The 14,614-nt window shown below is 71.2% G+C and carries 15 protein-coding genes; 14 read left to right on the forward strand and 1 reads right to left on the reverse strand.

Translation table 11 applies throughout. The features are described from left to right. The 13 genes from ACF1AG_RS23195 (at position 1) to nusB (ending at position 12,998) form a co-directional block, all read left to right on the forward strand. Positions 1–369: a hypothetical protein gene (locus tag ACF1AG_RS23195; protein ID WP_191882537.1), complete on the forward strand. Its 369-nt coding sequence runs from the start codon at positions 1–3 to the stop codon at positions 367–369. Next, positions 369–3,041 (forward strand): alanine--tRNA ligase, encoded by a 2,673-nt coding sequence (gene alaS, locus ACF1AG_RS23200; RefSeq protein WP_359750257.1) that lies wholly within the window; start codon positions 369–371, stop codon positions 3,039–3,041. The genes ACF1AG_RS23195 and alaS overlap by 1 nt, the downstream gene beginning before the upstream one ends. Further along, positions 3,038–3,541 (forward strand): Holliday junction resolvase RuvX, encoded by a 504-nt coding sequence (gene ruvX / locus ACF1AG_RS23205; protein ID WP_359607155.1) that lies wholly within the window; start codon positions 3,038–3,040, stop codon positions 3,539–3,541. Before alaS ends, ruvX begins: the two co-directional genes overlap by 4 nt. Positions 3,542–3,668: 127 nt before the next feature. Beyond that, complete coding sequence (mltG, locus tag ACF1AG_RS23210; RefSeq protein WP_387796801.1) at positions 3,669–5,423, forward strand: endolytic transglycosylase MltG; 1,755 nt, start codon at positions 3,669–3,671, stop codon at positions 5,421–5,423. Beyond that, positions 5,423–6,250 (forward strand): shikimate dehydrogenase, encoded by an 828-nt coding sequence (locus ACF1AG_RS23215; protein ID WP_359607151.1) that lies wholly within the window; start codon positions 5,423–5,425, stop codon positions 6,248–6,250. The genes mltG and ACF1AG_RS23215 overlap by 1 nt, the downstream gene beginning before the upstream one ends. 51 nt (positions 6,251–6,301) lie before the next feature. Continuing rightward, complete coding sequence (locus ACF1AG_RS23220; RefSeq protein ID WP_359607149.1) at positions 6,302–6,637, forward strand: hypothetical protein; 336 nt, start codon at positions 6,302–6,304, stop codon at positions 6,635–6,637. Positions 6,638–6,818: 181 nt separating this feature from the next. Then, positions 6,819–8,003 (forward strand): chorismate synthase, encoded by a 1,185-nt coding sequence (gene aroC, locus ACF1AG_RS23225; RefSeq protein ID WP_359607148.1) that lies wholly within the window; start codon positions 6,819–6,821, stop codon positions 8,001–8,003. Then, complete coding sequence (locus ACF1AG_RS23230) at positions 8,000–8,512, forward strand: shikimate kinase (RefSeq protein WP_359607146.1); 513 nt, start codon at positions 8,000–8,002, stop codon at positions 8,510–8,512. Before aroC ends, ACF1AG_RS23230 begins: the two co-directional genes overlap by 4 nt. Beyond that, the gene (aroB, locus tag ACF1AG_RS23235) at positions 8,509–9,603 is read left to right on the forward strand and encodes a 3-dehydroquinate synthase (RefSeq protein ID WP_391810342.1); all 1,095 of its coding nucleotides are present in this window, start codon (positions 8,509–8,511) and stop codon (positions 9,601–9,603) included. Before ACF1AG_RS23230 ends, aroB begins: the two co-directional genes overlap by 4 nt. A 131-nt stretch (positions 9,604–9,734) precedes the next feature. Beyond that, the gene (locus ACF1AG_RS23240) at positions 9,735–10,580 is read left to right on the forward strand and encodes a Pro-rich N-terminal domain-containing protein (RefSeq protein ID WP_359607142.1); all 846 of its coding nucleotides are present in this window, start codon (positions 9,735–9,737) and stop codon (positions 10,578–10,580) included. A 240-nt stretch (positions 10,581–10,820) separates the two neighbouring features. Continuing rightward, positions 10,821–11,927, forward strand: coding sequence for an aminopeptidase P family protein (locus tag ACF1AG_RS23245; protein WP_391810343.1), 1,107 nt, complete (start codon positions 10,821–10,823; stop codon positions 11,925–11,927). A 70-nt stretch (positions 11,928–11,997) separates the two neighbouring features. Further along, entirely contained in the window at positions 11,998–12,564 is a 567-nt protein-coding gene (gene efp / locus ACF1AG_RS23250; protein ID WP_006131211.1) for an elongation factor P, read from the forward strand. Positions 12,565–12,566: 2 nt separating this feature from the next. After that, complete coding sequence (gene nusB, locus ACF1AG_RS23255; RefSeq protein WP_033275099.1) at positions 12,567–12,998, forward strand: transcription antitermination factor NusB; 432 nt, start codon at positions 12,567–12,569, stop codon at positions 12,996–12,998. Between the two features lie 172 nt (positions 12,999–13,170). On the opposite strand, the gene bldD is transcribed toward nusB, so the two are convergent. Then, positions 13,171–13,674, reverse strand: coding sequence for a transcriptional regulator BldD (bldD, locus tag ACF1AG_RS23260; protein WP_006131213.1), 504 nt, complete (start codon positions 13,672–13,674; stop codon positions 13,171–13,173). Between the two features lie 262 nt (positions 13,675–13,936). Between bldD and pyrR the strand changes: the two genes are divergently transcribed. Then, complete coding sequence (gene pyrR, locus ACF1AG_RS23265; protein ID WP_359603673.1) at positions 13,937–14,521, forward strand: bifunctional pyr operon transcriptional regulator/uracil phosphoribosyltransferase PyrR; 585 nt, start codon at positions 13,937–13,939, stop codon at positions 14,519–14,521. The last annotated feature ends 93 nt before the right edge of the window (positions 14,522–14,614 follow it).

Consider the following 14,614-nt stretch of genomic DNA (forward strand, 5'->3'; position numbering starts at 1 on the left):
ATGTTCCGCCGAACGTTCTGGTTCACCACCGGCGTCGCCGCCGGCGTGTGGGCCACCACCAAGGTCAACCGCAAGATCAAGCAGCTCACCCCCGAGCATCTCGCCGTCGCCGCGGCCAACAAGGCGATCGAGGCCGGCGGCCGGCTCAAGGACCGCGCGGTGGACTTCGCCCTCGAGGTCCGCGACAACATGGCGCAGCGCGAGGCCGAACTCGGCGACGCGCTCGGGCTCAACGCCCCCGTCGACCGTGAACTGCCCGCGCCCCGCGGCTACGCCGTGATCGAGAACCGCAACAGCCCCCCGTACGTCGAGGGCTCCAAGAAGTCGACGTACCCGACGTACCCGTACAACCGGAATGAGGACCACTGATGGAGTCGGCCGAGATCCGCCGCCGCTGGCTGAGCTTCTTCGAGGAGCGCGGGCACACCGTCGTCCCGTCGGCGTCGCTCATCGCGGACGACCCGACTCTGCTCCTCGTCCCGGCCGGCATGGTGCCCTTCAAGCCCTACTTCCTCGGCGAGGTCAAGCCGCCCTTCGACCGCGCCACCAGCGTGCAGAAGTGCGTGCGCACCCCCGACATCGAAGAGGTCGGCAAGACCACCCGCCACGGCACGTTCTTCCAGATGTGCGGCAACTTCTCCTTCGGCGACTACTTCAAGGAAGGCGCCATCAAGCTCGCCTGGGAGCTGCTCACCAGCCCCCAGGACAAGGGCGGTTACGGCCTGGAGCCCGAGAAGCTCTGGATCACCGTCTACCAGGACGACGACGAGGCCGAGCAGATCTGGCGCGACGTCGTCGGTGTGCCCGCCGAGCGCATCCAGCGCCTGGGCAAGAAGGACAACTTCTGGTCCATGGGCGTCCCCGGCCCCTGCGGCCCCTGCTCCGAGATCAACTACGACCGCGGCCCCGAGTTCGGCGCCGAGGGCGGTCCCGCCGTCAACGACGAGCGGTACGTGGAGATCTGGAACCTCGTCTTCATGCAGTACGAGCGGGGCGAGGGGACCGGCAAGGACGACTTCGAAATCCTCGGCGACCTGCCCAGCAAGAACATCGACACCGGCCTCGGCCTCGAGCGGCTCGCCATGATTCTGCAGGGCGTGCAGAACATGTACGAGATCGACACCTCCATGGCCGTCATCGAGAAGGCCACCGAGCTGACCGGCGTCCGTTACGGCGACGCCCAGAGCTCCGACGTCTCGCTGCGCGTGGTCACCGACCACATGCGCACCTCCGTGATGCTCATCGGCGACGGTGTCACCCCCGGCAACGAGGGCCGCGGCTACGTGCTGCGCCGCATCATGCGCCGCGCCATCCGCAACATGCGTCTGCTCGGCGCCACCGGCCCGGTCGTCAAGGACCTCATCGACGTCGTCATCGGCATGATGGGGCAGCAGTACCCGGAGCTGATCACCGACCGCGTGCGGATCGAGAAGGTCGCCCTCGCCGAGGAGAACGCCTTCCTCAAGACGCTGAAGGCCGGCACCAACATCCTCGACACCGCCGTGTCCGAGACCAAGGCCGCCGGCTCCGACGTGCTCCCCGGCGACAAGGCCTTCTTGCTGCACGACACCTGGGGCTTCCCCATCGACCTCACCCTGGAGATGGCCGCCGAGCAGGGCCTCTCCGTGGACGAGGACGGCTTCCGCCGCCTGATGAAGGAGCAGCGGGAGCGCGCCAAGGCCGACGCCCGGTCCAAGAAGACCGGCCACGCCGACCTCGGCGCCTACCGTGAGATCGCCGACCGGGCCGGCGCCACCGACTTCATCGGTTACACGGACACCGAGGGCGAGTCGACCGTCGTCGGCATCCTCGTCGACGGCGTCTCCTCGCCCGCCGCCACCGAGGGCGACGAGGTCGAGATCGTCCTGGACCGCACCCCCTTCTACGCCGAGGGCGGCGGCCAGATCGGCGACACCGGCCGGATCCGCACCGACTCCGGCGCCGTCGTCGAGGTACGCGACTGCCAGAAGCCGGTCCCGGGCGTCTACGTGCACAAGGGCGTCGTCCAGGTCGGCGAGGTGACCGTCGGCGCCCGCGCCCACGCCGCCATCGACGACCGCCGGCGCAAGGCCATCGCCCGTGCCCACTCGGCCACCCACCTCACCCACCAGGCCCTGCGCGACGCCCTCGGTCCGACGGCCGCCCAGGCCGGCTCCGAGAACCAGCCCGGCCGGTTCCGCTTCGACTTCGGCTCCCCGGCCGCCGTCCCGCAGACGGTCATGCTGGACGTCGAGCAGAAGATCAACGAGGTGCTCGCCCGCGACCTCGACGTGCGCGCCGACGTCATGGGCATCGACGAGGCCAAGAAGCAGGGCGCCATCGCCGAGTTCGGCGAGAAGTACGGCGACCGGGTCCGCGTGGTGACCATCGGCGACTTCTCCAAGGAGCTGTGCGGCGGCACCCACGTGCACAACACCGCCCAGCTCGGTCTGGTGAAGCTGCTCGGCGAGTCGTCCATCGGCTCCGGCGTGCGCCGCATCGAGGCCCTGGTCGGCGTGGACGCCTACAACTTCCTCGCCCGCGAGCACACGGTCGTCAACCAGCTCACCGAACTGCTCAAGGGCCGCTCCGAGGAACTGCCCGAGAAGGTCTCCGCCATGCTCGGCCGGCTGAAGGACGCCGAGAAGGAGATCGAGAAGTTCCGCGCCGAGAAGGTGCTCCAGGCCGCCGCCGGTCTCGCCGAGTCCGCCAAGGACATCAAGGGCGTCGCCGTCGTCACCGGCCAGGTCCCGGACGGCACCACCGCCGACGACCTGCGCAAGCTGGTGCTCGACGTGCGCGGCCGCATCCAGGGCGGCCGGGCCGCCGTCGTGGCCCTGTTCAGCACGGTCAACGGCAAGCCGCTCACCGTCATCGCCACCAACGAGGCCGCCCGCGAGCGCGGACTCAAGGCCGGTGACCTGGTGCGCACCGCCGCCAAGACCCTCGGCGGCGGCGGTGGCGGCAAGCCGGACGTCGCCCAGGGCGGCGGCCAGAACCCGGCCGCCGTCGGCGAGGCCGTGGACGCCGTGGAGCGTCTCGTGGCGGACACCGCCAAGTGAACGGTTCCGCGCACCAGCAGGCGGACGGCCCGGCCCTGCGCCGAGGCCGCCGTCTCGCGGTCGACGTCGGGGACGCCCGGATCGGGGTCGCGTCCTGCGACCCCGACGGGATCCTCGCCACCCCGGTCGAGACCGTCCCCGGCCGGGACGTCCCGGCCGCACACCGCAGACTGAGGCAGCTCGTCGAGGAGTACGAGCCGATCGAGGTCGTCGTCGGTCTCCCTCGCTCGCTCAAGGGGGGCGAGGGCCCCGCCGCCGCCAAGGTCCGCGGCTTCACCCAGGAGCTGGCACGTATGATCGCTCCGGTTCCGGTGCGGCTCGTGGACGAGCGGATGACCACGGTGACGGCCAGTCAGGGGCTGCGCGCCTCGGGCGTGAAGTCCAAGAAGGGCCGCGCCGTCATCGACCAGGCCGCCGCTGTGATCATCCTCCAGCAGGCACTGGAATCCGAACGGGTGTCAGGCAGACCACCCGGCGAGGGCGTCGAAGTGGTCATCTGATCGCGATACGGTAACGTTCCGCGCGATGCGGGCGGTGTTCGAACAGCCCCCGCACAGAGAGAGACGGAACGGAAGCCGAGGTCTTCAGGTGGCCGGGCTGCCGCCGCCTCGCGGCTCTAGGGGATCGATGACTGAGTATGGCCGGGGCCAAGGCTCCGAACCGTGGCATCCGGACGACCCGTTGTACGGGGACGGCGGATGGGGAGGACAGCAGGCCGCCCAGCAGGCCCAGCAGTCCTACGGCGGCCAGCAGCAGCATTACCCGCAGCAGCCGCAGCAGCAGTACGGCGACTGGGGCACGGGCGAGCAGCACGGGTACGGCGATCAGTCGTACCCGCAGTACGACCAGTACGGTCAGTACGGTCAGCAGTACGCGCCCCAGCAGCACCAGCAGCCGCAGCACCCTCAGCAGCCCCAGCATCAGGCGCCGCAGCAGCACCAACAGCACCAGCAGCAGTACGACCAGAACGGCTGGCCCACCGGCTCCCACCCGCAGGACCCGTACGCCGGCGGCCCTCAGGACCCGTACGCGCAGCAGCCCGCGCCCTACGGCGGTGAGCAGTCCGACTACTACGGCACCGCCGAGGCCTACCCGCCGCCCGAGCCCCCCGGCCGCCGTCGGCCCGAGCCTGAGCGGGAGCCCGAGCCGCAGACCGACTGGGACCCCGGACCCGACCAGGGGGAACACGCGTTCTTCGCGGGCGGCGACGACGAGGACGGCCGCGACGGCGAGCCGGACGAGCGGCGCGGACGCGGCGAGCGCCGGGGCGGCGGGGAGCGCAGGGGAGGCGGCAAGGAGAAGAAGCGGCGCAGCGGACTGGCCTGCCTCGTGATCGTCGCCGTCTTCGGCGGCGGACTGGCCGGGGTGAGCTACTTCGGCTACCAGTTCTACCAGGATCGTTTCGGCAGCGCCCCGGACTTCGCGGGCTCCGGCAACGGCGAGCAGGTCACCGTCACCATCCCCAAGGGCTCCGGCGGCTACGCCATCGGCCAGGTGCTCAAGAAGATGGGCGTGGTCAAGAGCGTCGACGCGTTCGTCGCGGCCCAGGCGGCCAACCCGGACGGCAAGAACATCCAGGACGGCGTCTACACGCTCCAGAAGGAGATGTCGGCCGCGAGCGCGGTCGAACTCATGCTCAGCCCGAAGAGCCGCGACAACCTGATCATCGCCGAGGGCAAGCGCAACGCCGCCGTCTACGAGCTGATCGACGCGCGGCTCGAGGTCAAGAAGGGCACCACGGCCAAGGTCGCCGAGACCAAGTGGAAGACCCTCGGACTGCCCGACTGGGCCGTGAACCACCCCGACGTGAAGGACCCGCTCGAAGGGTTCCTCTTCCCCTCCAGCTACGCCGTCGCGAAGGGGCAGACGCCGGAGGACGTGCTCAAGCAAATGGTGGCTCGTGCCACCGAGAAGTACGAGTCCCTGGGCTTCGAGACCAAGGCGAAGAGCCTCGGCCTCGAGGGGCCGTGGGAGCTGGTGACGGTCGCCAGCCTGGTGCAGGCGGAGGGCAAGACGCACGACGACTTCCGCAAGATGTCGGAGGTCATCTACAACCGGCTGAAGCCGACGAACACGGAGACGAACCAGAAGCTCCAGTTCGACTCGTCCTTCAACTACCTCAAGGGTCAGAGCAAGATCGACATCTCCGAGTCGGAGATCAACAGCAACACCGACCCCTACAACACGTACACCAACAAGGGACTGCCGCCCGGTCCGATCGGCAACCCCGGTGACGACGCCGTCAAGGCGGCGCTCAACCCCACCTCGGACGGCTGGATCTACTTCGTGGCCACGGACGGCATGGACAAGACCGAGTTCGCCAGGAACATCGAGGAGCACCAGAAGCTCGTCGACAAGTTCAACGCGTCGAGGAAGAACTGATGCCGGAGCCCCGCCGTGCGGCCGTGCTCGGCTCCCCGATCGCCCACTCCCTCTCGCCCGTGCTGCACCGCGCCGCCTACGCGGAGCTGGGACTGGAGGGCTGGACCTACGACCGGTTCGAGGTGGACGAGGCGGCGCTGCCCGGCTTCTTCGAGACGCTCGGCCCGGAGTGGGCGGGGCTGTCGCTGACCATGCCGCTGAAGCGGGCCGTGATCCCGCTGCTCGACGGGATCAGCGAGACGGCGGCGTCCGTCGACGCGGTCAACACGGTGGTCCTCACCGGGGACGGCCGCCGCACCGGCGACAACACCGACATCCCCGGCATGGTCGCCGCCCTGCACGAGCACGGCATCGACAAGGTGGACACCGCCGCGATCCTCGGCGCGGGCGCCACCGCCTCCTCCGCGCTCGCCGCGCTCGCCCGCGTCTGCACGGGGGAGATCGTCGTCCACGTGCGCAGCAAGGCCCGCGCCGACGAGATGCGGCAGTGGGCGGAACGCCTCGACGTCACCGTGCGGATCGCCGCCTGGGACGACGCCGAGGAGGCCCTGCACGCCCCGCTGGTCGTCAGCACCACCCCGGCCGGCGTCACCGACGCCCTCGCCCACGCCGTGCCCGAGCGCCCGGCGGCCCTGTTCGACGTGCTGTACGACCCGTGGCCGACCGTCCTCGCCGCCCGCTGGTCCGCGTACGGCGGGGCCGTCGTCAGCGGCCTCGACCTGCTGGTGCACCAGGCGGTGCTCCAGGTGGAACAGATGACCGGCCGCTCCCCGGCCCCGCTGGAGGCCATGCGCCGTGCGGGCGAGGAGGCACTCGCCGCCCGGTAGGATCCCTCCTCGTTCCGCAGGGGGCGGAACCTCGGGGGAGGGGACCTTTTCATGTCCGCAGGCGTGCCTCTGGCGTCCTGGAAGACGCAGATGTTCGAGTCGCTGCTGGGCTTTCTGCCCGACTGGGTACAGATCACCGTCCTGGCGCTGGTGGTGCTCGCGCTCCTCACGGCCTGGGTGCTGAAGCTCAGGCGTCGGATCGCCGCCCGCCGCGCCCTGCGGACGGGCGCGCCCGTCCCTGTCCAGGGGAGCGGCACCGACTTCCTCGGCCCGTACGCCCCGCGGAACCAGGGCGGCACAGCTGCCCGTCCGGGCACTCGCCGGCCCGGCGGCGCCGACTTCCTCGGCGCCTACGCACCGCGTCGTGAGGACGGCGGACAGGGCTGATCCCGGTGGCCGGCCGGTGGTCCGGGCCGTCCGTCAGGTGGACCGGCGGCCGGATGCCGCGCCCGACGTGGGAGGATCGAAGGACGGCGGACCGGGACCCGCGCACCCCGTCCCGCCGCGCGCGTACGCGAGCAGGAGCGTGCGCTGGGCAGTACCGGGGCGCGAACACGGAGGAGCACCGTTGAGCAGGTTGCGCTGGCTGACCGCGGGGGAGTCCCACGGTCCCGCACTCGTCGCGACGCTGGAGGGCCTTCCCGCCGGCGTGCCGATCACCACGGACATGGTGGCGGACCACCTGGCGAGGCGGCGGCTCGGCTACGGTCGCGGTGCCCGGATGAAGTTCGAGCGGGACGAGGTCACGTTCCTGGGCGGAGTCCGGCACGGACTGACCCTGGGGTCCCCCGTCGCCATCATGGTGGGCAACACCGAGTGGCCCAAGTGGGAGCAGGTCATGGCGGCCGACCCGGTCGACCCGGAGGTGCTGGCCGGCCTCGCGCGCAACGCGCCGCTGACCCGCCCGCGGCCCGGCCACGCCGACCTCGCCGGCATGCAGAAGTACGGCTTCGACGAGGCCCGTCCGATCCTGGAGCGCGCCTCCGCCCGTGAGACCGCCGCCCGCGTGGCGCTGGGCGCGGTGGCCCGGTCGTACCTCAGGGCGACGGCCGGCATCGAGATCGTCTCCCACGTCGTCGAGCTGTGCTCGGTGAAGGCGCCGCAGGGCCTCCTCCCCACACCGGCCGACGTGGAGAAGCTGGACGCCGACCCGCTGCGCTGCCTGGACGCGGACACGTCGAAGGCGATGGTCGCCGAGGTCGACCAGGCGCACAAGGACGGCGACACCCTCGGCGGCGTCGTCGAGGTGCTGGCCTACGACGTCCCCGTGGGCCTCGGCTCGCACGTGCACTGGGACCGCAAGCTGGACGCCCGGCTGGCCGGGGCCCTCATGGGCATCCAGGCCATCAAGGGCGTCGAGATCGGCGACGGCTTCGAGCTGGCCCGTGTGCCCGGCTCCAAGGCGCACGACGAGATCGTCAACACGCCCGAGGGCATCAAGCGGGTCTCCGGCCGGGCCGGCGGCACCGAGGGCGGCCTTTCCACCGGCGAACTGCTGCGCGTCCGCGCGGCGATGAAGCCGATCGCCACCGTGCCCCGCGCCCTGAAGACCGTGGACGTCACCACCGGTGAGGCCACGCAGGCCCACCACCAGCGCTCCGACGTCTCCGCCGTCCCGGCGGCCGGCATCGTCGCCGAGGCCATGGTCGCGCTGGTGCTGGCGGACGCGGTGGCGGAGAAGTTCGGCGGCGACAGCGTCACCGAGACCCGCCGCAACGTCACCTCGTACCTCGACAACCTGGTGATCCGGTGAGCCCGCGGCTCGTTCTGACCGGCCCGATGGGCGTCGGCAAGTCCACCGTCGGGCAGCTCCTCGCGGAGCGTCTCGGCGTCGGGTACCGGGACACCGACGACGACATCGTCGCCGCCGAGGGCCGCGCCGTCTCCGACATCTTCGTCGAGGACGGGGAGCCCGTCTTCCGCGCCCTGGAGAAGGAGGCCGTGCGGCAGGCGCTCGCCTCGCACGACGGCGTCCTCGCCCTGGGCGGGGGCGCGATCCTGGACGCCGGCACCCGCGCGCTGCTCGCCGGACAGCGGGTGGTCTACCTGTCGATGGACGTCGAGGAGGCGGTCCGCCGCACCGGCCTCGGCGCCGCCCGCCCGCTCCTCGCGGTCAACCCGCGCAAGCAGTGGCGCGAGCTGATGGAGGCCCGCCGCCACCTGTACGAGGAGACCGCGACGGCCGTCGTGCCGACCGACGGACGCACGCCCGAAGAGGTCGCCGAGGCGGTCCTGGACGCACTGGAGCTGAAGGAAGCATGAGCAACGAGGCAGTGACCCGTATCCACGTCGCGGGCACGGCGGGCACCGAGCCCTACGACGTCCTGGTGGGCCGGCAGCTGCTCGGTGAACTCCCCGGGCTGATCGGGGAGAAGGCCCAGCGGGTGGCCATCATCCACCCCGAGGCCCTCGCCGAGACCGGCGACGCGCTGCGCGCCGACCTCGCGGGCCAGGGCTACGAGGCCGTCGCCATCCAGGTGCCGAACGCGGAGGAGGCCAAGACCGCCGAGGTCGCCGCCTACTGCTGGAAGGCGCTCGGCCAGTCCAACTTCACCCGCACCGACGTCGTCGTGGGTGTCGGCGGCGGGGCCACCACGGACCTCGCCGGGTTCGTCGCCGCGACCTGGCTGCGCGGCGTGCGCTGGATCGCCGTGCCGACGACCGTCCTCGCCATGGTCGACGCGGCCGTCGGCGGCAAGACCGGCATCAACACCGCCGAGGGCAAGAACCTCGTCGGCGCCTTCCACCCGCCGGCCGGCGTCCTCTGCGACCTCGCCGCCCTCGACTCCCTCCCGGTCCACGACTACGTCTCCGGGCTCGCCGAGGTCGTCAAGGCCGGCTTCATCGCCGACCCGGTCATCCTCGACCTGATCGAGTCCGACCCCGAGGCCGCCCGGACCCCGGCCGGACCGCACACCGCCGAGCTGATCGAACGCTCGATCCGGGTGAAGGCCGACGTGGTCTCCAGCGACCTCAAGGAGTCCGGCCTCCGCGAGATCCTCAACTACGGCCACACCCTCGGCCACGCCATCGAGAAGAACGAGCGGTACAAGTGGCGCCACGGCGCCGCCGTCGCCGTCGGCATGCACTTCGCCGCCGAACTGGGCCGACTCGCCGGCCGCCTGGACGACGCCACCGCCGACCGCCACCGCACGGTCCTGAAGACCCTCGGGCTCCCGCTGCACTACCGCTACGACCAGTGGCCCAAGCTGGTGGAGAACATGAAGGTCGACAAGAAGTCCCGCGGCAACCTGCTGCGCTTCGTCGTCCTCGACGGGCTCGCCAAGCCCACCGTGCTGGAGGGCCCCGACCCGGCCGTCCTGCTCGCCGCCTACGGCGAGGTGGGCGAGTAGCTGCCTGACGGGCACTCATCACCGCCCCCGGCCGTTCACACAACGACGGCAGGGGGCGGTACCGTTCGGTAACGCGGGGACGGCCCCCGTTGTCAGTGACCCATTGCCTGTACGAGACGGAGTGGCACCGGATGCAGCACGCAGTGGGTTCTCCGCTGCCGCCGCCCCACCAGCCGGGGCACGGACCGGCCGCCGGCTGGTCACCGGCCGCGCACCACCCAGGTCAGCATCAGCAGCAGGGCCCCTCGGCCCCGGCGCACGCCCAGCCCCCCGGTTACCCGGCGCCCCCGCCCCCGGCGGGCCCTCAGCACGCCTCCATGCCCCCGCCGCCGGACACCACCGGCCATGTCACGCTGCCCCCCGGCGGCCCGGTCGGCATACCGAGCGCGCCGCAGGCCCCGGCGACCCCCGACCCGACCGCGACGACCCTCGCCGTGCTGCTCATCGGGCCCGCCGGCGCCGGCAAGACGAGTGTCGCCAAGTACTGGGCGGACCACCGCCGTGTTCCCACCGCGCACATCAGCCTCGACGACGTCCGCGAATGGGTCCGCTCCGGCTTCGCCGACCCGCAGACCGGCTGGAACGACAACTCCGAGGCGCAGTACCGGCTGGCACGCCGCACCTGCGGGTTCGCCGCCCGTAACTTCCTGGCCAACGGCATCTCCTGCATCCTCGACGACGCGGTCTTCCCCGACCGCCCCGTCGTCGGCCTCGGCGGCTGGAAGCGGCACGTCGGTCCCGGCCTGTTGCCCGTCGTCCTCCTGCCCGGCCTGGACGTGGTCCTGGAGCGCAACGCGGAGCGCAGCGGCAACCGTCGCCTCAGCGACGAGGAGGTGGCCCGCATCCACGGCCGCATGGCCGGCTGGTACGGCTCGGGCCTGCCGATCATCGACAACTCCCAGCTGGACATACCGGAGACGGCCCGCATCCTCGACGACGTCCTCACCCGGGCGATCGCCAGCCCCCCGACGTGGTGAGCCGCGTCTTCCGGAGCCGCGTCTCTCGGAGCCGCGTTCTTCAGAACCGCGTCCTACGCAGCCGCGTTCTGTAGAGACCGCGTTCACCGGAGCCGCGTTCTTTAGAACCGCATCCTCCGGAACCGCACCGTCCAGAGCCGCATCCTCCGGAACCGCATGTCTCGGCGCGGAGCGGCCGCGCTGCCCCCGGTCGGCCCCGCTCGACCGGCGACATCCCGCCGCCGCTCCTACGCTCGAACCATGTCTGAGGTCTACGCGGTCCGCCGGACGCGCCTCCGGGAACGCTGCAACGCGAGCGGCAGCACCGCCGCGCTGGTGTCCCGGCCGGCCAACGTCCGCTACCTGTCCGGCGCCGCCCCCGAGAACGCCGTGCTGCTGCTCGGCAGGACCGAGGACGTCCTCGTGTGCGCGGAGCCGCCGGACGACCGCATCCCGCACAACCGCCCCGACGAGGCGCTGCGCCTGCACGTCATGACCGGCATCGGCGGCGACCCCGCCGTGGAGGCCGCCGCCCTCGCGGTGGCCCAGGGCGTCGACGCCCTCGCCGTGGAGGAGCACCACCTCACCGTCATCCGGCACCGCGCCATCCGCGAGGCCGCCCCGCCCCTGCGCCTCACCGGGGTCGCCGGCGCGGTCGAACAACTGCGTGTGGTCAAGGACGAGGAGGAGATCTCCTGTCTCCGCATCGGCGCGGAGATCGCCGACCAGGCCCTGGGCGAACTCCTGGAGTCCATCCTGGTCGGCCGCACCGAACGCCACCTCGCCCTGGAGCTGGAGCGCCGCCTGGTCGACCACGGCGCCGACGGCCCGGCCTTCCCCACCTCCGTCGCCACCGGGCCCAACGCCGGACGCCCCGGCCACCGGCCAACCGACCGCCGGGTGGAGGAGGGCGACTTCCTCTCCGTCTGCCTCGGCGCGACCTACCGCGGCTACCGCTGCGAGATCGGCCGCACCTTCGTGATCGGCACGGCCCCGGCCGACTGGCAGATCGAGCTCTACGACCTGGTGTTCTCCGCACAGCGCGCGGGACGCGAGTCCCTGGCGCCCGGCGCCGCATGCCGTGACGTGGACCGTGCGGCCCGCCAGGTGCTCGACTCCGCCGGGTACGCGGAGGCACTGCCGGTCCTCACTGGTCACGGCGTCGGACTGGAAATCGACGAGGACCCTCAATTGACCCCGGCGGCCATGGGTAAACTGGACGCTTGCGTGCCGGTCACCGTCGAGCCGGGGGTGCACCTCCCCGGCCGGGGCGGCGTCCGGATCGATGACACGCTCGTCGTGCGCCCCGAGGCGGACGGCGGACCCGAGCTACTCACCATCACGACCAAGGAGCTGCTCGCGCTCTAGCCTCGCGCAGTGCGCCTGCCCTCGCCCCGGCCGTCGTCCACGTCAGTCCAGTCCAGGAGATTCCGCAACCGTGGCTTCCACGAACGACCTCAAGAACGGCATGGTGCTCAAGCTCGAAGGCGGCCAGCTCTGGTCCGTCGTCGAGTTCCAGCACGTCAAGCCCGGCAAGGGCCCGGCCTTTGTGCGCACCAAGCTCAAGAACGTGCTCTCCGGCAAGGTCGTCGACAAGACCTTCAACGCCGGCGTCAAGGTCGAAACGGCCACCGTCGACAAGCGCGACATGCAGTTCTCCTACATGGACGGCGACTACTTCGTCTTCATGGACATGGAGACCTACGACCAGCTCATGGTCGACCGCAAGGCCGTCGGCGACGCCGCCAACTTCCTCGTCGAGGGCTTCACCGCCACCGTCGCCCAGCACGAGGGCGAGGTGCTCTTCGTCGAGCTGCCGGCCGCCGTCGAGCTGACGATCCAGGAGACCGAGCCGGGCGTCCAGGGCGACCGATCCACCGGCGGCACCAAGCCCGCCACGCTGGAGACCGGCCACCAGATCCAGGTCCCGCTCTTCATCACCACCGGTGAGAAGATCAAGGTCGACACCCGCACGAGCGACTACCTCGGCCGGGTGAACAGCTAACCGTGGCTGCCCGCAACACGGCCCGCAAGCGCGCCTTCCAAATCATCTTCGAGGGCGACCAGCGCGGCACCGAGGTCCTGACGGTCCTCGCCGACTGGATCCGGCACTCCCGGTCCGACACCCGGCAGCCGCCGGTGAGCGAGTACACGATGCAACTCGTCGAGGGCTACGCGGAGCACGCGAAGCGGATCGACGAGCTCATCGGCCAGTACTCGGTCGGCTGGACGCTCGACCGGATGCCCGTCGTGGACCGCAGCATCCTGCGGCTCGGCGCGTACGAGCTGATCTGGGTCGACGAGACCCCCGACGCGGTCGTGCTGGACGAGATGGTGCAGCTGGCGAAGGAGTTCTCCACGGACGAGTCCCCCTCGTTCGTCAACGGCCTCCTCGGCCGCCTGAAGGAACTCAAGCCTTCCCTGCGCCGCGACCAGTAGGACGCCCCGCCAGGGAGCGTCCCTCAGCGCCTGCGGGGAAGAACCGCGCGCTCAGCCTGACCCGGCCCGCGGCCGGGAAGGAACCGCAGCAGGCAGACGAAAAACCGCCGGGGTGCCGGAACCAGAAGGTTCCGGCACCCCGGCGGCACGTTTCTGCGCCCCCGCGAAGCGCCTACGCGTCCTCGTGGGACGCCACCGCACGGCGCGCGTCCGCGTCCAGCACACCCCAGCTGATCAGCTGCTCGGTGAGGACCGAGGGCGACTGGTCGTAGATCACGGCGAGCGTGCGCAGGTCGTCCTGGCGGATCGACAGCACCTTGCCGTTGTAGTCACCGCGCTGCGACTGGATCGTCGCCGCGTAGCGCTGGAGCGGGCCCGCCTTCTCGGCCGGCACCGTGGCCAGCCGCTCGAGGTCCAGGACCAGCTTCGGCGGCGGCTCGGCGGCGCCGCCCGGGGTCGTGCCCGGCAGCAGCTCCTGCACCGGGACGCCGTAGAAGTCCGCCAGCTCCGCGAGGCGCTGTACGGTCACGGCGCGGTCGCCGCGCTCGTACGAACCGACCACGACCGCCTTCCAGCGGCCCTGGGACTTCTCCTCGACACCGTGGAGGGAAAGGCCCTGCTGGGTGCGGATCGCCCGGAGCTTGGCCCCGAGCTGTTTGGCGTATTCGCTGGACATATAGCTCCCCGGCACTGTGTCGACGCGGATGGCTGGATTCCATGCCGCGCGGCTGGTAACTCACTGTGAGGTTACGCAGCGTTACTCTCGTGCGTCAAGCCGAATGGTCCACACCGACTCTTCCGTGGTAGCGAAGATCGGTTGCTCCATCCGGGTGAAAAGGGGTGTCGCTGCGGGCGCGGAACCACCTGCTAGCCTGAGGGACGTAATCCGACGTCCTTTAAGGTCCGTCCCGTGAGGCGGAGAAGGAGGTCCGTTTCGTATGGACACGCAGGACCCCGGGCCGCCGCCCGCATCCCAGGCAGACGCACGGCCCGTTCTCGAGGCCCCCGACATCGCCCGGGTCATGACCCGCATCGCCCACGAGATCGTCGAACGCGCCAAGGGCGCCGACGACGTGGTGCTCCTCGGCATCCCGACCCGAGGCGTCTTCCTCGCCCGGCGGCTCGCCGAAAAGCTCGAGCAGATCACCGAGCGCAAGGTCCCGGTCGGCTCGCTCGACATCACCATGTACCGCGACGACCTGCGCCTGCAGCCGCCGCGTGCGCTGGCCCGCACCGAGATCCCCGGTGACGGCATCGACGGCAAACTCGTCGTGCTCGTCGACGACGTGCTCTTCTCCGGCCGCACCATCCGCGCCGCCCTCGACGCGCTGAACGACATCGGCCGCCCCCGCGCGGTGCAGCTGGCCGTGCTCGTCGACCGCGGCCACCGCGAACTGCCCATCCGCGCCGACTACGTCGGCAAGAACCTCCCCACGTCGCTGCGGGAGACGGTCAAGGTCCTGCTCGCCGAGGAGGACGGCCGCGACACCGTGCTGCTCGGCGCCAAGCAGGCCCCCCAGTAGCACCGCGAAGCGCACGCCGGACGAGTGTGCGCCGGCGCGGCACGCCCACGCGCGTACCCGTCTGCCCGATTTCGCCTTATTGAACTGCCTTTA

Source organism: Streptomyces sp. NPDC014764 (assembly GCF_043082785.1).
GTDB classification, from domain to species: domain Bacteria; phylum Actinomycetota; class Actinomycetes; order Streptomycetales; family Streptomycetaceae; genus Streptomyces; species Streptomyces althioticus.